This window comes from Arthrobacter sp. B0316-5-4 (assembly GCF_059090325.1).
Genome location: NZ_JBNHFN010000005.1, coordinates 505,298 through 527,842, shown reverse-complemented (window position 1 = coordinate 527,842; position 22,545 = coordinate 505,298). Strand labels below are relative to the sequence as shown.

The 22,545-nt window shown below is 62.9% G+C and carries 23 protein-coding genes; 15 read left to right on the top strand and 8 right to left on the bottom strand.

Annotation, left to right across the window (positions count from 1 at the left end):
- Positions 1-50 precede the first annotated feature (50 nt).
- Positions 51-2,015, top strand: coding sequence for an acyl-CoA dehydrogenase family protein (locus AC5RU9_RS18125; RefSeq protein WP_494017513.1), 1,965 nt, complete (start codon positions 51-53; stop codon positions 2,013-2,015).
- A gap of 34 nt (positions 2,016-2,049) precedes the next feature.
- On the opposite strand, the gene AC5RU9_RS18120 is transcribed toward AC5RU9_RS18125, so the two are convergent.
- Positions 2,050-2,505 carry a YchJ family protein gene (locus tag AC5RU9_RS18120; protein ID WP_494017512.1) on the bottom strand — a complete coding sequence of 152 codons (456 nt, stop codon included), beginning with the start codon at positions 2,503-2,505 and terminating at the stop codon, positions 2,050-2,052.
- A gap of 98 nt (positions 2,506-2,603) precedes the next feature.
- Here AC5RU9_RS18120 and AC5RU9_RS18115 point away from each other — a divergent pair, with 98 nt between their 5' ends.
- A complete protein-coding gene (locus AC5RU9_RS18115; protein ID WP_494017511.1) occupies positions 2,604-3,476 on the top strand; it encodes a hypothetical protein in 873 nt (290 codons plus the stop codon).
- An 8-nt stretch (positions 3,477-3,484) separates the two neighbouring features.
- On the opposite strand, the gene AC5RU9_RS18110 is transcribed toward AC5RU9_RS18115, so the two are convergent.
- Positions 3,485-3,976, bottom strand: a complete 492-nt coding sequence (locus tag AC5RU9_RS18110) for a flavin reductase family protein (RefSeq protein WP_211710657.1) — start codon at positions 3,974-3,976, stop codon at positions 3,485-3,487.
- Between the two features lie 248 nt (positions 3,977-4,224).
- Here AC5RU9_RS18110 and AC5RU9_RS18105 point away from each other — a divergent pair, with 248 nt between their 5' ends.
- The 6 genes from AC5RU9_RS18105 to AC5RU9_RS18080 all read left to right on the top strand — a co-directional run bounded on the left by AC5RU9_RS18105 (position 4,225) and on the right by AC5RU9_RS18080 (position 8,761).
- A complete protein-coding gene (locus AC5RU9_RS18105; RefSeq protein ID WP_211710658.1) occupies positions 4,225-5,259 on the top strand; it encodes an aldo/keto reductase in 1,035 nt (344 codons plus the stop codon).
- Positions 5,260-5,423: 164 nt separating this feature from the next.
- Entirely contained in the window at positions 5,424-6,518 is a 1,095-nt protein-coding gene (locus tag AC5RU9_RS18100) for a sulfite oxidase (RefSeq protein ID WP_494017510.1), read from the top strand.
- A 144-nt stretch (positions 6,519-6,662) separates the two neighbouring features.
- Positions 6,663-7,040, top strand: a complete 378-nt coding sequence (locus AC5RU9_RS18095; RefSeq protein WP_018779945.1) for an RNA-binding S4 domain-containing protein — start codon at positions 6,663-6,665, stop codon at positions 7,038-7,040.
- A gap of 191 nt (positions 7,041-7,231) precedes the next feature.
- The gene (locus AC5RU9_RS18090) at positions 7,232-7,363 is read left to right on the top strand and encodes a hypothetical protein (protein ID WP_494017509.1); all 132 of its coding nucleotides are present in this window, start codon (positions 7,232-7,234) and stop codon (positions 7,361-7,363) included.
- A 22-nt stretch (positions 7,364-7,385) separates the two neighbouring features.
- Positions 7,386-7,817, top strand: a complete 432-nt coding sequence (locus AC5RU9_RS18085; protein ID WP_494017508.1) for a DUF6318 family protein — start codon at positions 7,386-7,388, stop codon at positions 7,815-7,817.
- Between the two features lie 221 nt (positions 7,818-8,038).
- Positions 8,039-8,761, top strand: coding sequence for a hypothetical protein (locus AC5RU9_RS18080; RefSeq protein ID WP_494017507.1), 723 nt, complete (start codon positions 8,039-8,041; stop codon positions 8,759-8,761).
- Between the two features lie 651 nt (positions 8,762-9,412).
- Here AC5RU9_RS18080 and AC5RU9_RS18075 read toward each other — a convergent pair.
- The 3 genes from AC5RU9_RS18075 to AC5RU9_RS18065 form a co-directional block, all read right to left on the bottom strand.
- Positions 9,413-9,874, bottom strand: a complete 462-nt coding sequence (locus AC5RU9_RS18075; protein WP_494017506.1) for a DUF3817 domain-containing protein — start codon at positions 9,872-9,874, stop codon at positions 9,413-9,415.
- A gap of 65 nt (positions 9,875-9,939) precedes the next feature.
- Positions 9,940-10,548, bottom strand: a complete 609-nt coding sequence (locus AC5RU9_RS18070) for a hypothetical protein (protein WP_494017505.1) — start codon at positions 10,546-10,548, stop codon at positions 9,940-9,942.
- Positions 10,549-10,637: 89 nt separating this feature from the next.
- Positions 10,638-11,144, bottom strand: a complete 507-nt coding sequence (locus tag AC5RU9_RS18065) for a hypothetical protein (RefSeq protein ID WP_494017504.1) — start codon at positions 11,142-11,144, stop codon at positions 10,638-10,640.
- Positions 11,145-11,236: 92 nt separating this feature from the next.
- On the opposite strand from AC5RU9_RS18065, the gene AC5RU9_RS18060 reads away from it, so the two are divergent.
- From AC5RU9_RS18060 to AC5RU9_RS18040, 5 genes are all read left to right on the top strand, one after another.
- Positions 11,237-11,965: a FadR/GntR family transcriptional regulator gene (locus AC5RU9_RS18060; RefSeq protein ID WP_494017503.1), complete on the top strand. Its 729-nt coding sequence runs from the start codon at positions 11,237-11,239 to the stop codon at positions 11,963-11,965.
- Positions 11,962-12,984 carry an asparaginase gene (locus AC5RU9_RS18055; RefSeq protein WP_494017502.1) on the top strand — a complete coding sequence of 341 codons (1,023 nt, stop codon included), beginning with the start codon at positions 11,962-11,964 and terminating at the stop codon, positions 12,982-12,984. Before AC5RU9_RS18060 ends, AC5RU9_RS18055 begins: the two co-directional genes overlap by 4 nt.
- A gap of 13 nt (positions 12,985-12,997) precedes the next feature.
- Positions 12,998-14,413, top strand: coding sequence for an aspartate ammonia-lyase (locus tag AC5RU9_RS18050; RefSeq protein WP_309996969.1), 1,416 nt, complete (start codon positions 12,998-13,000; stop codon positions 14,411-14,413).
- Between the two features lie 144 nt (positions 14,414-14,557).
- Positions 14,558-16,066: an amino acid permease gene (locus AC5RU9_RS18045; protein ID WP_494017501.1), complete on the top strand. Its 1,509-nt coding sequence runs from the start codon at positions 14,558-14,560 to the stop codon at positions 16,064-16,066.
- Between the two features lie 130 nt (positions 16,067-16,196).
- Positions 16,197-16,868 (top strand): FadR/GntR family transcriptional regulator, encoded by a 672-nt coding sequence (locus AC5RU9_RS18040; protein WP_494017500.1) that lies wholly within the window; start codon positions 16,197-16,199, stop codon positions 16,866-16,868.
- On the opposite strand, the gene AC5RU9_RS18035 is transcribed toward AC5RU9_RS18040, so the two are convergent.
- From AC5RU9_RS18035 to AC5RU9_RS18025, 3 genes are read right to left on the bottom strand one after another with little or no spacing between them, the layout of a single operon-like run.
- Positions 16,865-17,734: an amidohydrolase family protein gene (locus AC5RU9_RS18035; RefSeq protein WP_494017499.1), complete on the bottom strand. Its 870-nt coding sequence runs from the start codon at positions 17,732-17,734 to the stop codon at positions 16,865-16,867. The two genes, AC5RU9_RS18040 and AC5RU9_RS18035, sit on opposite strands and share 4 nt — an antisense overlap.
- Positions 17,727-18,665 carry an aldo/keto reductase gene (locus tag AC5RU9_RS18030; RefSeq protein WP_494017498.1) on the bottom strand — a complete coding sequence of 313 codons (939 nt, stop codon included), beginning with the start codon at positions 18,663-18,665 and terminating at the stop codon, positions 17,727-17,729. The genes AC5RU9_RS18035 and AC5RU9_RS18030 overlap by 8 nt, the downstream gene beginning before the upstream one ends.
- A 49-nt stretch (positions 18,666-18,714) precedes the next feature.
- Entirely contained in the window at positions 18,715-20,022 is a 1,308-nt protein-coding gene (locus AC5RU9_RS18025; protein ID WP_494017497.1) for an alpha-L-fucosidase, read from the bottom strand.
- Positions 20,023-20,214: 192 nt separating this feature from the next.
- Between AC5RU9_RS18025 and AC5RU9_RS18020 the strand changes: the two genes are divergently transcribed.
- Together AC5RU9_RS18020 and AC5RU9_RS18015 are read left to right on the top strand one after the other, a co-directional pair.
- On the top strand, positions 20,215-21,123 hold the full coding sequence (locus AC5RU9_RS18020) for a fumarylacetoacetate hydrolase family protein (RefSeq protein ID WP_494017496.1): 909 nt from the start codon (positions 20,215-20,217) through the stop codon (positions 21,121-21,123).
- Positions 21,124-21,210: 87 nt separating this feature from the next.
- Positions 21,211-22,512, top strand: a complete 1,302-nt coding sequence (locus AC5RU9_RS18015) for an ATP-binding protein (protein WP_494017495.1) — start codon at positions 21,211-21,213, stop codon at positions 22,510-22,512.
- Positions 22,513-22,545: the final 33 nt, after the last annotated feature.

Below are 22,545 nucleotides of genomic sequence, written 5' to 3'. Positions count from 1 at the left end.
CGAGGCGGACCCTGGCTCCATCCGGCACAACCGGCTAGAGGAGTTATCCCATGACGTCCGCCACTGACAACAGTCTCACTGCCGCAAGCGTCAACGCCACCGCGGAAGAAGCCCGCGCCGTCGCTGAAGCCGCGCGTGAAACAGAATGGAACCGTCCCAGCTTCGCGAAGGGGCTCTACCTGGGCAGCTTCGACCTCAGCCTCATCCATCCGTGGCCGCAGGCCAAGGCAGAGGATGTGGAACGCGGCGAAGAGTTCATGGAACGCCTAGTCGCGTTTGCCAAGACCATGTCCGGACGGGTCATCGAACGCGACGCCCGGATCCCGGACGACTACCTGGCCGGGCTTGCGGATTTGGGCGTCTTTGGCATGAAGATCCCCCGTGAATACGGCGGTCTGGGCCTGTCACTGGTCTACTACGGACGCGCACTCGCCCTGCTGGGATCGGTGCACCCGAGCCTCGGCGCGCTGATCTCGGCACACCAATCCATCGGCGTTCCGGAACCCGTTAAGGAATTCGGCACAGCCGAGCAGAAAAAAGAGTACCTGCCGCGCTGCGCCGCCGGCGCCATCACCGCGTTCCTCCTGACAGAGCCCGACGTCGGCAGCGACCCGGCGCGCATGGGCGCCACTGCCGTACTGGCCGACGACGGCGGTTCCTACCTTTTGGACGGCGTCAAACTGTGGACCACCAATGGCGTGATCGCCGAACTGGTGGTGGTCATGGCCAGGGTCCCTTCGCACACGGATGCCGATGGGACGGAGCACAAAGGCGGCATCTCCGCCTTCGTTGTTGAGATGGACTCCCCCGGCATCACGGTGGAAAACCGGAATGCCTTCATGGGCCTGCGCGGTATTGAAAACGGTGTGACCCGTTTCCATCAGGTCCGCGTCCCCGCCGCGAACCGTCTGGGCAGGGAGGGCCAAGGACTCAAGATTGCCCTGACCACTTTGAACACCGGCCGCCTTTCCATTCCGGGACTTTGTGTCGCCGCGGGGAAATGGAGCCTGAAGATCTCGCGTGAATGGTCCAACGCCCGGACCCAATGGGGCCGCCCGGTTGGTCAACACGAAGCCGTGGGCAAGAAAATCGCTTTCATTGCCGCAACCACGTTCGCGCTGGAAGCCGTGTTTGAACTGTCCGCGGAGATGGCCGACGCCGGGCTGAAGGACATCCGCATTGAAGCGGCCCTGGCCAAGCTGTGGTCCACTGAACTGAGCTGCCGGATCGCCGACGAACTCGTGCAGATCCGTGGCGGCAGGGGTTTCGAAACCGCCGAGTCCTTGGAGGCCCGCGGGGAACGTGCCGTACCTGCCGAGCAACTGCTCCGCGACCTCCGCATCAACCGCATCTTTGAAGGTTCCAGCGAGATCATGAAACTCCTGATCGCCCGCGAAGCCGTGGATGCGCACCTTGCCGCGGCTGGCGACCTCGCCGCGGCGGACGCGAGCCTGCAGGACAAGGCGAGGGCCGCCGTCGGAGCCTCCGGTTTCTACGCGCGCTGGCTGCCCAAGCTGGTAGCTGGAGCCGGCATGGACCCGCGATCCTTCTCGGAGTTCGGTCGTCTCGGCAAGCATTTGCGATTCGTGGAGCGGTCCTCCCGTCGACTCGCCCGGCAGACGTTTTACGGGATGGGCAGGTGGCAGGCGAAGCTCGAGTTCAAGCAGGCGTTCCTGGGCAGGATCGTTGATATTGGTGCGGAGCTCTTTGCGATGGCCGCCTGCTGTTCACGGGCCGAGATGATCCTCCGGACCAACCCGGCGGAGGGGGCTGGCGCGTTCGAACTCGCTGATGCCTTCTGTGAACAGGCCAGGGTCCGCGTGGACGAGTACTTCGACCAGTTGTGGCGAAACACCGACGACGGGGACCACGCGCTCTCCCGCAAAGTCCTCGCCGGTGACTACGTCTGGCTGGAGGAAGGCGTGCTGGACCAATCGGAGGGCACCGGGCCGTGGATTGGTGATGCCGCGCCGGGCGTTTCGACGAAGGAAAACCTGCACCGCAAGTATCGGTGAGTTCCCACACCTTGGCCGAGACGGACGGGAAGCGTCAGCGAACGTCGCCGTCCACGTAAAACCAGCGCTTGCCCTCCCGCACGAAACGGCTGAGCTCCCGCTGGAGGCCGCGTTCGCCGTCGAGCCTGTAGTGGGCAGCGAATTCCACGGTGCCCTTCGAGTCCAGGGGGCCGCCACTCGCTGTGCCCAGGATGTCCAGGCGCCGCCACTGGATGTCCGGGTCCAGGTCCATGGAGTCCGGGCGGGTGGAGGCATGCCAGGTCCGGAGGAGGTATTCCGGATCCAGGACGACGAAAGCCGAATACCGGGAGCGCATGAGTTGGACGGCTGTCGGCGCGTCGGATTCGCCGCGGTGAAAACGCCCGCAGCAATCGTCGTACTGGTCCCCGGAGAGACATGGGCACGCTCCGTTGCGGAGGCGGGTCAAGTCAGGGGTCACGGAGTCCCAATCTGAGGCTGTAAATGAGAGCTGGGCAACATATTTTCCCATGCGAGATAACAGCTTTGAAACAACCCGGCCAGAGTGAGGGGCGGGGCGTGATTCCGTCGGTGCTGGACCTTAGGCTAGGTAAGCAAGCGAGGTGGGCAATGCGCGCATCACAAAACGACAGCCAGGGGGGCTACGTGGAGGATCCGACAACACTCGCCATCAACCTGACGTACTTGGGAACGCTGGGACTCGCTGTCCTGATGTTCCTGGGTCTCGGGTTGATCGTCATTATCACTCTGGTGGTTGCCGGAGTTGGGCGTCTACTGTCGATAATTCTCCTGGCGCTGGTTGGGATTTTCCCGAAGAAGGCCACCACCCCCATCGTTCATTTGCCTCCGCACCCCGCACGTGTCCCGGCTCCTGATGGGACCGACGTCCTGGATTCGGCCTTTAACACCGCTCCGTCTCCCGTGGCACCAGCCAAGGCCCCGGCTCCCGTCTCTGTCCCGACGCCCGGCGCTCCTGCGGCACCTAAGCGGGACCTCCTTGGAGACGTCCGACGGCGGCTCTCAGGTGCGTCCACTGCTGTCAAGGACGGCGCGTGGAAAGCCAAAGTGGACCCCCGTAAGCTGCCCAAGCCCGCGGAAGTAAAGTCCGTGGTGGAACACCAGACTGCGCACCATCCGATGGTTGTGGCTGCCGCCAAGGAACCGCCTGTCCTGGCCAAGGATTGGGCAGATGCCGTGGCCGAAGCCGACCGCCGGGCCGCCGCACGGGCGAAAGCCGGTCAACCGCCGGCCATTAAGGTCACCGTCCGGGATCTGGATGACCCCGCCCCTTCACCCAATGGGAAGACGCTCGCCCCGAAGACCCCGGAATCGCCGGGCGGTGCATCCAAGCCTGATGCCTCCCCTAAACCGGGCACAGGAAATGGCGCCAAGAAAACGGGCCCGAACACTTCCAAGAATGGAAAGTCTCCGAGCCCGATCCGTAAAGGTTCGCTGAGCAGCAGCGCCAGCCGCAACTCTTAGTTGAGGCCTTAGGCGGCCAGCTGCCGGAAAGCCGCGCCGTGGTAGATCAGCGGCTTTGATTCGTGGTTGATGGTGGTTGCCTTGACCTCCAGGACAACGATTGCGTGGTCCCCGGCCGGTGTCTCGGATACAACTTCGCATTCGAAACCCAGCACCGCACCGTCGATCAGGACTGCGCCTGAGTCGCTCACGCTGGTGTCGAGTCCGGCGAAGCGATCGCGGGTTTTCGAGGCCAGCTGGAGTGCGGCACCTTCCTGCCCTTCAGCGAGGACTGAGACTCCCAAACGCTGCGCCTGCCGGAGCTTCGGCCAGGTTGTGGAGGAGTTCTGAACTGCGAACATCACCAACGGCGGCTCGAGCGAAACACCTACCGTGAACGACGATGCCACCAGGGCTTCCGGCGTGAAGTCCACCATCGCGCTGAACGCTGCGACTCCTGACGGGAACTGCGCAAAGGCAGCCTTGATGGCCGCCGTTTCTTCCACTGTGGTTTGTGTCATTCCGCTGTCCCCTTCGTGCGTGGCTTGAGTTCCCTTCCCATAATTCACCTGCGCAGGAGAACGGCAATATTTGTTGATCCGAAAGACATTTGTGTTGCTGCATGTCAAGAAATGTCGCGGAATATGGCCCCTTCCATTACCTCGCAAGACGAAAAACGAAGAAGTTCTACCGCTTGCGTTTATGCCGTCGACGGCCGTGTGTAGCCTCGATTGAACATCCCAGCACTGCCCCTCCACAGGAAGCCGACATGAGCCTCAACGAGCTACGTACGCTTGGACGCACTGGCGCCCTGATCAGCCCCCTCACCCTGGGCACCCTGAACTTCGGCACCGGCGCCGCGCCTACGGGTCCCGCCGAGAGCATCCGCATCATCAAAGCCGCCCTCGACGCCGGCATCACCAGTGTCGATACAGCTGACATCTACTCGCAGGGCGAAGCCGAAACCGTTGTTGGCCAAGCCATCCACAGCCGCCGCGACGACGTTTTCCTTGCCACGAAGTTCCATGGCCAGATGGGTTCCAACCCGGCGCATGCCGGAAACTCCCGACGATGGATAGTACGGGCTGTGGAGGACAGCTTGCGGCGCTTGAACACGGACCGCATCGACCTTTACCAAGCACATCGGCCGGACTACAACACCGATCTGTTGGAGACAATCACTGCGCTGAACGACCTCATCCGGCAGGGCAAGATCCTGTACTACGGCACATCCGTGTTCAGCCCGGCCCAGCTCGTTGAGGCCCAGTGGATCGCCAACACCAACCACCTGACGCCGCCGGTGGTCGACCAGGTTCCGTACTCGCTGTTGGTGCGTGCCAACGAACGCGACGTTTTCCCCATCACCCAGCAATACGGCGTCGGGGTTTTGAGTTACGGACCGCTCGACGGCGGCTGGCTTGCCGGTGGCTACCGCGTCGGCTCCGGGCAGCCGGAAAGTTCGCGATTCTCCGCGCTTCCCGGCCGATTCGACGTAAACGCTCCGTTCAACCAGGGCAAGCTGCACGCCGCCGATGCTTTGGCCCAGTTGGCAGCACGGCATGGATTGACCCTCATCCAACTCGCCGTTGCGTTCGCACTGAACCACCCTGCCGTGACCAGCGTGATCATCGGGCCGCGCACCGAAGACCATCTGACCGACTACCTCAAGGCAGCGGACGTGGTCCTAAGCGAGGCGATCCTTGACGAAATAGACGACATCGTGGCGCCCGCCGTCAATTTCCTTGAACGCGACGCCGGCACCGTTGCCCCGCATCTTGAGTACCCGGAACTACGACGCCGGTAGTCACCTTCCGTGGCGAGGCCCGGTCCGCAGGGTATTGGGTTCGTTTACCCTGCAGAGTAGGCCTCACAACGAGCTATTGACGGAGTTCTGCCCGCGGCGTGATCCTTGTCCTAAGTGCTGCGGCACTCCGCAGCGTTTAGCTTCGAGTAGAACGCCGCCGTCCCATGTCCAATCACCACGTCAAGCAGAAAGCCTCTACTTCCGGCCAGCCCACCGACGGTCCGCTGACCCACGAGGAACTGCAACTGTCCGGGCGGAACCACTCCATGCCATTGGAGGCCCTGCACGACGACATCACCCCGGCCGGCCTTCACTATCTGCTCATTCACTTCGACATCCCCCACGTGTCCGCTGAGACCTGGCGTTTGCGGTTGGGCGGAGCTGTTGAGCGCAGTGTTGAACTGAGCCTCGAAGACATCAAAGCCCGTCCGGCCGTCACCATGCCTGTCACTTTGGAGTGCGCCGGAAATGGGCGATCCCTCCTGCAACCTCGTCCGCTCAGCCAGCCCTGGGGCCTAGGGGCAGTAGGGACCGCGGAGTGGACCGGAACTCCCTTGGCACCCCTGCTGGAGGAGGCTGGGTTGGCGAGTGACGCCGTCGAGCTTGTCTTTACCGGTGCCGACAGCGGCATTCAAAGCGGGGTTGAGGAGCCGTACGCCCGCAGCCTTTCGATCGCTGAGGCCATGCATCCCGAAGTCTTGCTGGTGTACGCCATGAACGGAAGTCCGTTGCCGCTACAGCACGGATTCCCCTTGAGGTTGCTGGTGCCCGGCTGGTACGGAATGGCGAGCGTGAAGTGGTTGACGTCGATCGAAGCTGTGACATCGCGGTTCATGGGATTCCAGCAGGCCGTCGCCTACCACTACCTGCAGGGTCCCGACGGGCCGGGCCTGCCAGTGACGCATATCCGCGTCCGTTCCCTGATGGTTCCACCCGGCATTCCTGATTTCTTCACACGTCGCCGCATGGTTGATGCCGGACCAGTGATGCTGCACGGCCGGGCATGGTCAGGTCACGGCGAAGTGGAGCGGGTAGAAGTGGGGATCGACGGCGAATGGATGCCCGCACACGTGGATCCGCCGCTCGGTGATTTTGCGTGGCGGTCGTGGTCCATGGTGTGGGTCGCGAGCCCGGGTGAACACGTGCTGCGCTGCCGAGCCATGGACACGTCAGGCGCGCTGCAGCCCACGGAGCAGGTGTGGAATTACCAGGGCATCGGGAACAACATGGCGCAGCGGGTTGAGGTGACGGTGCGGTAGGTGGGTTTTTGGGCCCTCGCCGAGTTCGCTGGAACCCTGCGCGATCGCCGGAGCTTTCCGGCGATATGGGCGCCTTTCCCGCGATCTCGCGTGTTTCCGGCGTTCTCGCCAGCCCGCTCCGCCCCGGTTAGACTCGTTCCAATCATGAGCATCCCGTCTTCTTCCCCAGCCAACGTCCGCGTCGACGCCTGGTTATGGGCGATCCGCGCCTACAAAACACGGTCCGCCGCTACCGCCGCCTGCCGCGCCGGGCACATCAGGATCAACGGAAACCCGGTGAAAGCTTCGCAAAGCGTGATCATCGGCGACACCATCCGCGTGCGCGAATCCGGTTGGGAACGGATCCTCGAGGTGCGACGCCTCATCGCCAAGCGCGTCGGAGCGGAAGCTGCCTCGCATTGCTTCACTGACCACACTCCCCCTCGGCCGGTAGCCCCCAAGCTCGGCCTGCCCCAGCGCGACCGCGGCGCCGGCCGACCCACCAAGAAGGACCGCCGGGACATGGAGAAGCTGCGGGGATAGCTCTTTATGCGGTTTTCCACAGGCCGCAATTTCTGACATGAATCCTCTAGCTGCCTCGGCCTAGACTGACCGGCACACCGCCGAACAGCTGCTGGGGAGCCTGTCATGTCTCGCGTTTCACTTACTACTTTTCCGTCTCCGAATGCCCGGACTTTCGTCTTGGGCATCGTCCTTGTGCTCACGGTGGGTGGTTGCCAGGGCGGCTCGACTCCCAGCGAACCACCCTCACCCACAAGCACGACGACGGCGTCACCCTCCTTGGGCCCGACCGCGCCGGCTATTTCGGCTACTTCGGTTCCTACTGCCGCCTACAAACCGGCTGATGCGAAGGGCAAGGCTCAGAATGTGCCTATCCCAGTGATGCCAGAGCTCGCGAAGGAGAACTCAAAGGCGGGGCTGGAGGCGTTTATTGGGTATTGGTACGCGACATACTCTTACGCCACTGAGACCGGCGACCTCTCACCGTGGAGTCTCATAACCGACACGACGACGGTCTCGGGCGCTGCCTATAAGCGAGCCGTGGACCTCAACTACACATCGGGCCGTTGGGTGGTCGGCGGCCGCATAACTATTCCAGTCATAGAGGTGCTATGGGAGGACGGTTCAGACCCGCAGTCGGTGAAAGCACAAGTTGTCCAGGAGCAAATACAGTACTTCGACGCCGACGGGACTCCGGGGCAGCAGACCACACCGGCATATAACACTGCCGAGGCTGTCATGGTCACCTACCGACACGGCTTCTGGCAGGTTGTCGACAATGGATTGATTGTCGGTTAGCCATGCGAGTGACCCTACTTGCCGTACTCGGATTAGTTCTTCTGGCGATGCACGTTGTGCTAAGTGGCACTTCATCATTTGCGGCTGACGACCCGCGAGTCAGCATCGGTAGACACGACACGGCCATAAATATCCACGCCCGGTTCACTCTCGATCCAGTCACCGGCCGTCCATCAACGAACACGGGATCAGGTGCCGCCACCGAGGACCCCTACCAATACATGGCCGACGTGCATTGCCGCTCGGGTGGTTCGGACACCCCGGACAGGGGTTGCCTCACTCTGGACTGCCCACCGAAAACACCTGGCGGCGAGGAAGGCACGCCCGTGATCTGGCGGCAAGCGCCGAAGTCGATCACCAATCCAGTCTGGACCGACTACCCCGCCGTCAGCGGACCAACCTGCCTCTACGACACCAAAACCGAGGACGTCCTGGCCAACATCGCGGCCCGGATCCTTAGCGACTTCCGCCAACTACCCGTCAACCCCGGAACACTCGAAGCCCAACCCTTCCCTAACACCCTCAAAGGCGGACCCACCAACTTCTACACCACACCGGGCCAACAAACCTTCGACCTCACCATCCTCGGCCAACCCGTCCACCTCACCGCCACCCCGGCAAACTACACCTACACCTACGGCGACGGCACCACCCTCGGACCCACACCCACCGCCGGCTACCCCATCCCCCAAACCCAATGGCTCACCACCCAGACCCGCAACAGCCACACGTACACAGAAACGGGGAACTACCTAGCCACCCTCACCACCAGCTTCACCGGAACCTATTCCGTCAACAACGGACCACCACTACCCATCAACGGAACCCTCGACCTCACCACAGCACCCAAAACCATCCACGTCTGGAAAACCGAAAAAGCACTCGTCGCCGACACCTGCGAGCAAAACCCCAAATCCTGGGGCTGCCCCGACGCGGCGAAGTAGCAAGGCAGCCCTACTGACTGGGCGGGCACGTGATGCCGTCATGCCCAAATCCAGGGCCAACCCGAGCAGGTCGAAGGGCTCCAAAAAGCAGGTTGAGCAGCCGTCTGGGGGTTATCCACAGGCCTTGGATCCTCATTTCAGCCGTTTCCCTTGAGCCGATTTAGGCTGATCGACACTTCACCCAAACTAGCTAGGAGAATCCGAATGATGCGGGACCTTCATGCCAACACAACAACAGCCACGCGTCTTGCAACGATAGCGATGGCTCTGTCCGGCCTGCTTCTCACAAGTGCTTGCCAGGGCGGCGAAAACCACGCCAGCTCTCCAAACACGGCGACACTTTCGACAGAGTTGCCAACCGCTGCTCCCGCTTCGGCGCAGGGTGTCATTTTCTCAGCGGACGGCTTGTACCAACTCATGCCGGACTTCCATTGCCGTGACGACGGCCCGGACTCCGAGGACAACAGATGTTTGACGATGGAGTGCCCTGCTACCGCGGAAAGTAAGGCTGAGGGCAGGCCTGTGATCTGGAAGAAGGCGTTGCGATCCGTAGTCAGCCCCGGATGGCAGGATTGGGTTCCAATTAGTGGCCCGACATGCTTTTACGATCCTCACGCCTAACTAACGCGCAGGCAGTGCCTGTCTCAGGGGTCAGGAGAACCAGGTACCCGGAGGGCCCATGAAAAGCAGGAAGCTGAACACCGCGCCCACGGCCACAAGGGTTACCAGCACGGCGAGAATCGGATTTCTCAAGACCCAGGCCTGGGTCTTCTCCAAACCGCCCTGCGGATTCTCTCCCCCAGCAGCCAAGCGCCAGCCTCCGGCAAGGAGACCGCGACGATCGAGCGACTTCTCCATGGGGATGGTGGCGTAAGGAATGACCGCCGAGACGATCGCAAGCAGGCCGGTACGTGTGGACCATTTCTGGTTGATCCATGTGAAGGCAGCCGTGGCGGCATAGCAAAGGAACACGAAGCCGTGGATCCCACCCGCGATGCTCACACCCACGTCGGTGGTGCGGGTGACGTACTTAAGGAAGAGCCCAATCAGCAACAGCGTCCAAGTCACGGCCTCGGCAAAAGCGACGGTGCGGAACAGGGTGCGCGGCTGCATGGGAGTCCTCAGGTCGGAAACGGGAGACACATCCAACTTACCGTGGTCAGAGAACATCCACCCTGTCAGCCGTGTTGCGGGAGTGCCTGCCTGTTCCGGATCCGGGAATCACCAAACTCGATTGCCACAGGAGCTATTTCGATGGACTCTTCGTGTCGGGACTTTGCCTTGCCAACGGCAATATGGGGCAGCCACCGCGGTGATCTGTAGCCCAAGGCAGGTGAGCTGAGGATAAAGTCGTCGATGTTGTCGAGGCCAAGATCGTCCAGAAGCACGTGGAGCCCCTGAACCAGAAGGGCCTGATAATCGTGGACTTCCTGAGGCACATCCACTTCGAAGCCCATCAGGCGCCCACCGCCCAAAGGGATCAGTCGGTCTGTTTTTCCAAGGAATCCTTCCAGAACCGGCAGTTCGGTCAGCCAGCTCACGAGTTCCGGAAGCACCTTATCCGCCGTCGAGAGTCCTCTTGTCCAAGCCTCAATGTCCGCCACCAAGTGGTCCAGGACGCCGACGTGCAACAGTGTCATATGCAGTCCCGACGGCTTGCGCAGTGAGTCGACAAAGCGGTTGAGTCCCTCATAGTCGGCAAGTCCGGCGCCAACGCGAAGGGCCGGAACCTCAACTGTTATGCGGGGTCCCGCCGGTCTGCCGCGGGTGGGATCACTGGCGGTCATGACCACATTATGCGCCGGATGCGAAGCGAACGGCAGGCCGACGCCGGCGCACGCCAGCCGCCGTCGCCGTCGCCGTCGAACGTTAGTCCTTACTTCTTGGAGCGCGCCTGGACGAGGTTGGCAAACGGAAGCCTGCCAAAGGTGGCGATAAAGTCAGCGTGATAGGCGGCTTCGGCCGCATTTACCTCGGACGCGGGAAGTTCCTTCCATGCGATCACCAAGTCGAGGGCGTCCCGCAACTGCCAGATGAGCCGGGCATCCCACACGACGGTCGGACGCCCACGACCGTAGTCCATGAACTCCTGGATCTGCTTACGGAGCCCGCGATTGCCCTGGCTGCCTGCGCTGGCTTTGCCCACGTATAGTACGGAAGCTTCCGGGAGCCACTCGGTTTCCAGCGCTTCCCGCTTGAGGGAGGGGTCCTTTTTCTTGAACGTCCCGGCAGTGCTCTTACTAAGGAATACGGGCTCAAAATCTGCTGGTCGAAGGACCACGAAGATACCGGGTCCCTGGGGAACCCGCATGGGATCGAGTTCGTCGAGCGGCCTGAACCCGGTGAAGCCATCCGCGGTAAGGGACTTTTTGGTGAAGAGCATGGTCCATTGTGCTTGAACGAGCAACGGCACCAAACCGTGAAGCGGTTCTTTCAGCGTTGACAGTGCCTTGTGACCCGTGCCATATTCAAAGCGTGAACCTGTCAGACAGCCGGACAGCTGGACAACCCGAATTCCCGGGCAATGCCGCTGCGCACACCCCGATCTCCCGCATTTCCGCAGCTGAGGCGGTCTTCGCGGCCCTGAGGCGAGCCATCGAGGGCGGCCAGTTCGATATCGGCACCAAGTTGAGCTCCGAAGCGACGCTCGCCGCACAGTACGGCGTGAGCCGCTCGGTCATCAGGGAAGCGTTGAGGTCCTGCAACACCTTGGGCCTCACCATGACCAAAACCGGCAAGGGCACATTCATCGTGGCTAACAAGGTCGCTAATGACCTTACCTTGGGACAGTACAGCGCACGCGATCTTAACGAAGCACGTCCCCACATCGAGATCCCCGCCGCCGGGCTGGCAGCCCAACGAAGGACCGACGAGGAACTCGAGCACCTCAAGGACATCGTCCAGGAAATGCTCAACGAGAACGATCCCGAAGCCTGGGTCAACCTGGACGCCACTTTCCACTCCGCCGTCGCCCGCGCAAGCGGAAACCGTGTTTTCGCCAGCGTTGTCTCGGATATCCGCGAGGCTTTGGCCCACCAGTCCGAAACCCTAAACCTCGTGGCTGACCGGCAGCACCGCTCGGACGAAGAGCACGTGGCAGTGCTCAACGCAATCGAAGCCGGCGACTCCGAAGCCGCAAGCAAGGCAATGGCCGACCACCTTCAGGCCGTCAGCGTCGCCCTGGACACGATCCTCAGCAAATGACCCACCCAAAGGACACCATGACCGTCCCAGCAGCACCGGCCCATCAGGCCGAGGCGCGGAATGCGCCCCACCACGTTCCGCTCGTCGAGGTAACCCGCGACGGGTTGGTGGAGAGCATCCATTACGGCTCGCTGATCGCCTTGAACGAAGACGGCAGCACAGCAGCATCAGCAGGTGAGCCGGATGCGCCGATGTACCCGCGTTCAAGCCTGAAGCCGCTCCAGGCCGTTGCGCTCCTCAAAGCCGGTTTGGATATCCCGGAGAACCTTCTGGCGCTCACGGCAGCAAGCCACTCCGGAGCGGAAATGCACCGCAGCGGCGCCGAGGAAATCCTGAAGCTGCATGGCCTCACGGAAGCGAACCTGGGCAACAGTACCGACCTTCCCTATGGCGTCAAAGAACGCGAGGAATGGCTTCGCGCCGGCAACGGTCCCACCCAAATCGCACAGAACTGTTCAGGCAAGCACGCTTCCATGACCGCCGTTTGCGTCATCAACGGCTGGCCTGTGGAGGGGTACTTGCACCCGGAGCACCCGTTGCAGGTCCTGGTCCGCGACACCATTACCGAACTCACTGGCGAGGAAGCCGCAGCAGTCAGCACTGACGGCTGCGGAACACCGCTTTTCGCCCACTCGCTGCACGGAATGGCCCGGGCCTATGGCCGCCTGGCTGCCGCCGACGAAAGCAGCAACGAGGGCAAGGTGGCGCATGCCATGCGCCGTTTCCCGGAGATGGTTGCTGGCGAAGGCCGCGACGTCACGGCCCTGATGCGCGCCGTTCCGGGCCTGCTTGCGAAGGACGGGTTCGAGGGCCTCCAACTGGTGGGCCTCCCCGACGGCACGGGCGTCGCCGTGAAGATTTCCGACGGCGGTGATCGCGCCCGCATGCCTGTCACCGTTGAGGTTCTCCGGCGGTTGGGTGTCGACGGCGGCAGCTTGGACACTCTTCAAAGCCCACCTGTGCTGGGCGGCGGCCTTCCGGTCGGCGAACTCCGTGCAGCCCGAATTTTCAGCAACTAAACCAAGGACAGCTATGACCACCGTCGATCAGGCGATCCCCCTCCGTTCCGAACACGACCTTCTGGGTGACCGCGATGTACCCGCGGACGCCTACTGGGGCGTCCACACCCTCCGCGCCATCGAGAACTTCCCCATCACGGGGCAGCCGCTCTCCACCAACAAGCACCTTGTCAGGGGCCTGGCCGCTGTGAAGCAGGCCGCAGCCCGCACCAACCACGAGCTCGGACTCCTGGATGCCGAACGTGCTGGGGCCATTGAGCAGGCCTGCCAGGACATCATGGACGGCATGCTGCAGGACCAGTTCATGGTGGACGTGATCCAGGGCGGCGCTGGCACCAGCTCCAACATGAATGCCAACGAGGTCATCGCCAACCGTGCGCTGGAAATCCTGGGCCACCCCAAGGGTGACTACTCCAAGCTGCACCCGAATGATCACGTCAACCTGAGCCAGTCCACCAACGATGTCTACCCAACAGCGGTGAACCTCGCCACGATCTTCTCGGTCAAGGAACTGCTGCTGGCCCTCGAGGAGCTCGAGGTGGCCTTTGCCGAAAAGGGCCGTGAGTTCCGGACCGTGGTGAAGATGGGCCGCACCCAGCTTCAGGACGCGGTCCCCATGACGTTGGGCCAGGAGTTCGGCGGTTACGCCGTCACCATCGGCGAAGACCGGGCCCGCCTGGACGAGTCGCACATGCTCATCCATGAGATCAACCTGGGCGCCACCGCCATCGGAACAGGCTTGAACGCTCCGGCCGGCTACGCGGAGGCTGCATGCCGCCACCTGGCGGAGATTACCGGTCTTCCTTTGCTCACGGCCGCCGACCTGATCGAGGCCACCCAGGATGTTGGCGCTTTCGTGCACCTGTCCGGGGTGCTGAAGCGCGTGGCCGTGAAGCTTTCCAAGATTTGCAACGACCTCCGCCTGCTGTCCTCGGGACCGCGCGCGGGTTTGGGCGAGATCAACCTTCCGGCTGTGCAGTCCGGTTCGTCGATCATGCCCGGCAAGATCAATCCGGTGATCCCGGAAGTGGTCAGCCAGGTGGCGTACGAGGTCATCGGCAACGATGTAACCGTCACCATGGCCGCGGAGGCCGGCCAGCTTCAGCTGAATGCCTTCGAACCGATCATTGTGCACAGCCTGCACAAGAGCATCTCCCACCTGGAAGCAGCGTGCCGCACCCTTACGGCCCGCTGCGTCCGGGGAATCACCGCAAACACCGAACGGCTACGGCTTACCGTGGAGCAGTCGATCGGCCTCGTCACGGCATTGAACCCCCATATCGGTTACGCCTCCGCCACTGCTATTGCACAGGAGGCGCTGGCAACGGGCAAGGGCGTCGCAGAACTCGTTCTGGAACACGGTCTGCTGACCGCGTCCCAGCTTGAGGAACTGCTCAGCCCGGAACGTCTGGCAAACCTAAGCAAATAGGCCCAAACTGGCCAATAACCCCAGCGGCTTCCGCCAGCCGTTCAGCCCGGTGAGGCATACCCCCACGCGGCACTGTCCAGCGAGCCCGGATCCCCGACCGGACACTTCCATGGACACCCCAACAGGACACCCCTAAGGATTCCAATGACCAACCCCATCACGGACCACACGGTCCCGGCCCAAGCGCACGCCAGCGAGAAATCCCTCCACAAGGAGGACAGTGGCTATCACAAGGACCTCAAGCCGCGCCAGATCCAGATGATTGCGATCGGTGGCGCTATCGGCACCGGCCTGTTCCTGGGCGCCGGCGGCCGGCTCAACGCAGCTGGCCCGTCGCTCGTTATCGCCTACGCGGTCTGCGGCTTTTTCGCCTTCCTGATCCTTCGCGCACTCGGCGAGCTCGTTCTGCACCGCCCGTCGTCGGGATCGTTCGTCTCCTACGCCCGCGAGTTCTATGGAGAGAAGGCAGCCTTCGTCTCAGGCTGGTTCTACTGGATCAACTGGGCCACCACCACCATCGTGGACATCACCGCGGTGGCCCTGTACATGAACTTCTTCGGCAAGTACATCGCTTGGATGGGGGCCGTTCCGCAGTGGGCCTGGGCGCTCATCGCTTTGGTGGTAGTCCTCTGCCTCAACCTTGTTTCAGTGAAGGTCTTCGGCGAGATGGAGTTCTGGTTTGCGCTGATCAAGGTGGCCGCGTTGGTGGCATTCCTCTTGGTTGGCACCTACTTCGTCATCTTCGGTACTCCGGTGGAGGGCCAGGAAGTCGGTTTCAGCCTCATCTCGGACAACGGCGGTATTTTCCCCAACGGCATCCTGCCCATGATCATCCTCATGCAGGGTGTGCTGTTCGCCTACGCCTCAATCGAGCTTGTGGGAACTGCTGCTGGTGAAACCGCCAACCCTGAGAAGATCATGCCCAAGGCCATCAACTCCGTGGTCTTCCGCATCGCAGTCTTCTACGTTGGCTCCGTCATCCTCCTCGCACTGCTGCTCCCGTACACCTCGTACGAGAAGGGCGTCAGCCCCTTCGTGACGTTCTTCGGTTCCATCGGCGTCGAGGGCGTGGACGTCATCATGAACCTCGTGGTCCTCACGGCTGCCCTGTCGTCTCTGAACGCCGGCCTCTACTCCACGGGCCGAATCCTTCGCTCCATGTCCGTGGCCGGCTCGGCCCCGAAGTTCGCGCAGCGCATGAACAAGGCAGGCGTTCCCTACGGCGGCATCGCCATCACCGCCGGCGTCTCGCTCCTCGGTGTTCCGCTGAACTACCTTGTGCCGTCCGACGCCTTCGAAATCGTCCTCAACGTCGCTTCCGTGGGCATCATCGTCACTTGGGCCACCATCGTCCTGTGCCAGATACAACTGAAACGCTGGTCCGACAAGGGCTGGCTGAAGCGCCCGTCCTTCCGCCTTTTCGGAGCTCCATACACCGGTTGGCTGTCGTTGGTCTTCCTCGCCGGCGTCCTGGTCATGGTGTTTATCGAGTCGCCGCTCACCATGCTGGTCACCGCCATAGCCTGTGGACTCATGGTCTGGGGCTGGTTCCTGTGCCGCAAGCAGATCCACGAGCTTGCCGCCACCCGCGACGGCTACACCGGCAGCGCGCCCGTTATCGCCAATCGCCCCCTCCCGGGCGCCGATAAGTAACAGCCCCACCAAGTAACGCCCGACGGCGGCACCGGGGTTCCGTAACAGCGGAACCCAGGTGCCGCCGTCGTAATTTAACGCCCCACGCGGCGGAAACAGACATCCGATCATTCGTGGCTACTATTGGTCCATGGCTGTCACAGATGAGGCGATCAGCAAGATCAAAGACATGCTGATCCGGGGGGAACTCAAGGCCGGCGATCGACTTCCGCCGGAAAAGGAACTGAGCGAAAGGCTTGGTCTTTCAAGGAGTTCACTGCGCGAAGCGGTGAAGGCCCTCGAACTGATCCGCGTGCTGGACGTCCGCCGCGGCGACGGAACCTACGTGACCAGCCTCGACGCCAAACTCCTCAATGAGGCTGTCGCATTCGTGGTCGACCTGCATCAGGACCGTTCCGTTCTTGAACTCTTTGAAGTCCGGCGAATCCTTGAACCCGCCACCGCACACTTGGCCGCGGGGAAAATCACCGCCGAAGATCTCAAGAGGCTGCGGGGCAGCATGAATGGCATCGACGAGTACACGGACGTCGAGGAACTCGTGGCCCATGACCTCGAATTCCACAGCATCATCACCGAAGCTGCGGGAAACGACTACCTCGGCAGCCTGCTGGAAGCCCTGTCCAGCAGCACAGTCCGTGCCAGGATATGGCGGGGGCTGACGCAGGAGAAAGCCGTCGCGCACACCCTGTCCGAGCATCGCGCCATTACGGACGCATTGGAACGCGGCGACGCCGAACTGGTGCGGGCACTGGTCACCGTGCACATCAGCGGCGTGGAGAGTTGGTTGCGCCAGGCCCTCTAGCCGTCTGACTCCGGAGTCACTGCCAGCCCGTACGTCCGGATGGCTGTCCCCTCCAGGACCTCGTCCTGTTCCGAAGGACTCAGCGTGGAAACAAGTTCCAGCAGGACATCCAGCGTCCGGCCGTAAGGAACCCCGGCCGTACTGACAGGCCAGTCACCGCCAATCATGAGTCGCCCAGGCCCGAACGCCTGCACGGCTTCCTCGAACACGGGCCGCAGGGAATCGTCAGAGTACTCCAGGCCCGCCACGTGAAGTCCGGAGAGTTTGGCCACCGAGTTGGGACATGCCGCGAGCGCCCGGAAGTGGGCGCGCCACAATTCCATGGCTTCAGGATCGCCCAGCGGCGGCTTGCCCAGATGGTCCAACACCACGGTCAGGTCCGGCATGTCCCGGGCCAGCCGTACAGTTGCACCCAGATGTCGCGGGTATGCGTCGGGGACATCAAAAGCCAGCCCGCGCTGTGCCACCTCGGCCAACGACTCCCGCACGCCGGGAAGGTCCAGGAAGTCAGTCCGTGGATCGTCATGCACCAGGTGCCGGACGCCCCTGAAGACAGGCTGGGCCGCGAACCGGGCCAACTGCCCTGCAGCTTCTGCCGGCGATTCGAGCCGGACCCAGCCCACCACTCCGAGCACCCACGGGTTGCGCGACGCGACCGACAGCATGCTCTCCGTGTCGGCAACGGTATCGTCGGCTTGGATCAGCACGGCACCCCTGACACCGGCAGCCTCCAACGTTTCCCGTGCCTCGTCTTCGCCGAAACTCCGGAAGAGCGGACCGTGCTGCGGGCCGAGCCACGGGTAGTGGCGCTCACCGCCGGTGACGAAAGTGTCCAAGGTCCACAGATGCAGGTGCGAATCAATCACGGCGAATGGCCTCCAGCGCGTCCCAAAGCTCTTCGGGCACAGGCTCCTCCATCCGCGCGGCGTTCGAGGCCACCTGTTGAGGAGAAGTCGCCCCGGCTGTCACGTTCACCACGGCCGGATGGCGCAGCGGGAACTGGAGCGCCGCCGTCGGAAGTTCCACCCCGAAGTCGCGGCAGGTTGCCGCCAGCCGCCGCGCCCGCTCCAGCACTGGCGGCGGCGCTGGATCGTAGTTGTAGTGCGCATCGTCCGGGACGTCGGATCGGGCCAGGAGGCCCGAGTTGTAAACGCCAACATTGACGACGCCGGTGCGGCGCTCCATGCAGCGCTCAAGCAGCGGGACTTTGGGCTGCTCCAGCAGCGTGAAGCGGCCGGCGAGCATGACGAGGTCCAGGTCGGCGGCTTCGACGCATTCGAGGGCCGCCTCGGCAGAGTTCAGGCCAACGCCGATGGCTTTGACTACGCCTTCGGACCTTAGCTTTTCCAATGCCGGCAGGCCCTGGGCGATCCCGGCCTGGAGGTCGTGGACGTCGGCATCGTGGAGATAGGCGATGTCCACGTGGGTGAGGCCAAGCCGGTCCAGTGAATCCTCGATGCTGCGGCGAATGCCCGCCTCGGAGAAGTCCCACACGCGCCTGGTGGTGGCCGGAACGTCGAAGCCCTCTGGGTCCTGGCCACCGGCGGCGTTCGGCTTGAGCAGCCGGCCCACCTTGGTGGAGATCACGAAGTCGTCCCTTGGCTTGTCCCGGAGGACCGCACCCAGCCGTTGCTCAGAGAGGCCCAGGCCATAGTGCGGGGCGGTATCGAAGTACCGGATGCCGGCGTCCCAGGCAGCAAGAACGGTGGCGAGTGCTTCCCCGTCCGGGATGGCCCGGTACAGGTTACCTATTCCTGCTCCGCCGAAGCCAAGCTTGCCGAGGTTCAGTGGTGTCATGGCAACTCCCATACTTTGTGGATACCCGTATCCTCCCCCGGGCAAACCGCTAAGCGCGATCCTCCTGCTCACCGGGCGCGCCTGGTTTCAGGAACAGTTCAAGCACCGGAACCGCGACATCGGGCCGCTGCACAGGGAGCTTGATTGTCAACGTTCCCGGGGGTTGGCCACCAGGGGTCATGTTCATTGCCTGCTGCTGGGGATCGAGTTCCCGGAGGAACACCTCGGAGGCATCGTTCAGCAACTGCGCGTACTCAACCTTGCCGGCCAGGCCCGGGAGATGGACGTATTCGAACGGCCACGCGAACAGGTGCACGTACAGCCTGTCACCGCGCTGCGTGTAGCGGGCATCAGGCGGGGCCGTGAACTGGGAGGCCCCGGCGCCGTAAATGGCGCGTGAGTGCAGCTTCATCCATTCGCCAATTCCGTGCAGCGAAGCCAACGCCCGGGGGTCGATGTTGCCCCTGCCTGTCGGGCCGACGTTCAGGAGCAGGTTGCCTCCCTTGGACACCCCGTCGACGAGCATCCGGATCAGCATGTCGACTGACTTGTAGTCGAGGTTGTCGCGGTCGTAGCCCCAGCTTCCGTTGAGGGTCTGGCAAGCCTCCCAGGTGACCGGTACGCCGTCGAGCATCATGGGTCCGGCAGGCTGGTACTGCTCGGGCGTGATGAAGTCTCCAGGGATATCAAGCCTGTCGTTGACGATGATGCCGGGCTGCAGCTCCCGCACCATGGCGAGCAGGGCCTCGGAATCCCAGTCCTTCCGGCCTTTGCCACCCCAGAACTCCTCCTGCCCGAGGCCTGCGTAGGAGAAGTCGAAGAACAGGTAATCGATGGTGCCGTAATTGCTCAAGAGCTCACGCACCTGGCCATGCAGGTACTCCCGGTAGCGGGCCATGTCCCGCCCGCTGTTCACGCTTTCGACGTCGGCCGCGTTACGTTGCGGATGTACCCCGTCGATGGTGAAGTCGGGGTGGTGCCAGTCGACGAGCGAGTGGTAGAAGCAGACTTTCAGCCCCTCAGCCCTGAGTGCTTCCACGTATGGGGCGATCAGGTCCCGACCGGCGGGCGTGTTGGTGGCCTTGTACTCCGTCAGCGCCGAGTCCCACAAACAAAAGCCTTCGTGGTGCTTGGTGGTGAGGACCACGTACTTCATTCCCGCCTGGCGGGCGGCACGGGCCCATTCACGGGGATCGTAGAGATCGGGATCAAAGCGCCGGAAGTACTGCTCGTACGCTTCGACACTGAGTTCTTCCCGGTTCATCACCCACTCGTGCCGGGCAGGCAGTGCATAGAGTCCCCAATGCACGAACATCCCCAAACGTGCCTCTTCAAACCAAGGTGCGTGCTGGATCAACGGGTTTCCTTCCATACCGGGCCGTTCGGATAGCTGCGTATCACGGTGCTCATTCGGATCCTGAAGAGCGTCCAGATTCCCACCGACACTAAACATCTGATGTATTACTTGTCAACGGGTCACATTTCCATAGCAGAGACGACCCCACCACACTAGAGTTCGGATGTTAGTCCCGAACGCACGGAGGAAGCCATGACCTTGAAATTCGCCAGGCTGGGTACGGCCGGAAACGAACAACCGGCAGTCATCGCCCAGGACGCCGACGGCACCGAAAAGTACTTCAGCCTCACGGCCCTGACCAACGACATCGACGGCGGTTTCCTCGCCTCAGACGGCATCGCACGCACCCGGGAAGCCTTGGACAAGGGTGAACTTCCAGAAATTTCCGCAGCTGGCCTGCGCATCGGCGCACCCGTAGCCCGGCCCGGCGCCGTGGTGGCCATCGGCCTGAACTACACCGCCCACGCAGCCGAATCCGGCGCAACTCCGCCCGAGGTGCCCGTGGTGTTCCTCAAGCCGAGCAACACCATAGTCGGCCCTTTCGACGCTGCACCCATCCCGCCGTCGTCGGAAAAGTACGACTACGAAGTGGAACTGGCAATCGTGATCGGCCGGGAAGCGTCATACCTTTCCTCTCTTGAGGAGGCGGAAAACTGCATCGCAGGCTACGCAGTGGCAAACGACCTCTCCGAGCGCGACTACCAAATCCCGGGCGCAGCCGGACAATGGACCAAGGGCAAATCCCTCCCGGCCTCCACTCCCCTGGGCCCGTGGCTGGTGCCCGCCGCCGACATCGACCCGGACAGCCTGCGCCTCCAGACCGTGGTCAACGGCGAATCCCGCCAGGACTCCAACACCTCTGACATGATCTTCGACCCCGCCACGATCGTCCACCACCTCAGCCAGTACATGGTCCTGGAACCCGGCGACGTCATCATCACGGGCACACCCGAAGGGGTGGCCATGTCCGGCCGGTTCCCCTTCATCCAGCCGGGTGACGTGGTGGAGGTGGAAATTGAGCGCCTGGGACGCCAGCGCCAGGAGTACTTCCGGGCCACCGCAGGCAGCACCCCAGGAGTGCGGTTGCATCCGGTTTCGTAACGCAACGGGCTCGCAACGTCCTGCGGCGACGGTTCGCCTATGCTCAACTCCAAGGCATCAACGGCGATCCACCGAGGAGTTACACGCATGACGAACTGGCGCATCAGGGACTTCCACTCGTCCGATTTGGACGGCATCCTGCACCTCTGGGAGTCGCTCAAGGCTGACGGAGTCGAGCCCGTGTACGCATTGTCGGAGGTCCTCGCCTCGTGCGAAAAGGACCATGCGGTGGTTGCGGTGCAGGGCGAGCAGGTGGTGGGCGCCGCCGTCGGACGTGCCGCGCACGACCAAGGCTGGATCGTTTTCCTCGCCACCCTGACCGAGTTCCGCGGTCGCGGCATCGGCACCTCGCTGCTGTCCGCCGTCGAAAACCGCATGGCCCCGCACGGGCTCAACAAGCTCTCCGCCCTGATGCCGGAAACGGAAACGCGCGTGGAGGCGTTCCTGGGCCGCGGCTTCGTGGTCAAGAAAAACCTGCGCTACTTCGAGCGGACCATCCCGGTGCAACGCCAGGAACTTGGCGCGTTGGGGCTGCTCGGCGGGCGCATCCTGGCCCGGGATCTCTGGGAAAACGTCGCAGGAATGCGACGGGAAAAGGAACTGCTGGAACGCCGGCTGGTACTGCCGTTGGCCGAAGCAGACCTTGCCGACGAATACGGCGTCGTACCACCGCGCGCTGTGGTGCTGTTCGGTCCGCCGGGCACGGGCAAGACCACTTTCGCCAAGGCCATCGCATCGCGGTTGGAGTGGCCGTTCGTGGAGGTCTTTCCTTCTCGGTTGGCCTCCGATCCCAAGGGCCTGGCCGGAGCCTTGCGCGAGACGTTCCTGGAAATTGCCGAGCTCGAACACGCCGTCGTGTTCATCGACGAGGTCGAAGAGATCGCCTCGCAGCGTGCCGGTGATCCGCCGTCGCCGCTTCAGGGCGTCACCAACGAGCTCCTCAAAATCATCCCGGCCTTCCGTGAGCAACCCGGGCGGCTCCTGGTGTGCGCCACCAACTTCATCCGCGCCCTGGACACTGCATTCCTCCGCCACGGCCGCTTCGACTACGTCATTCCGATCGGCCTGCCGGACGTCCATGCCCGCGAAGCCATGTGGCAGCGCTTCATCCCGGCCACGGTGGTGGACTCGGTAGACATTCCATTGTTGGTTTCGCGGACTGAGGGATTCTCGCCCGCGGATATCGAGTTCGCGGCCCGCAGCGCCTCCCAGCGCGCCCTGGAGAAAGCCGTGTACGACGACGGCGCTGCCGCCGCCCCGGCGTCGAACGGACGCAAGGGGCCCGTCACACAGGATTACCTCGACGCGATCGCTGACACCCGCACGACCGTCAGCGCCGAAGTCCACCAGGACTTCCTGGAAGACATCGACGCCCTGGGCCGCGTCTAGGCCGAGCCGCTGCCGAGTTCGTGGGAACGGTAA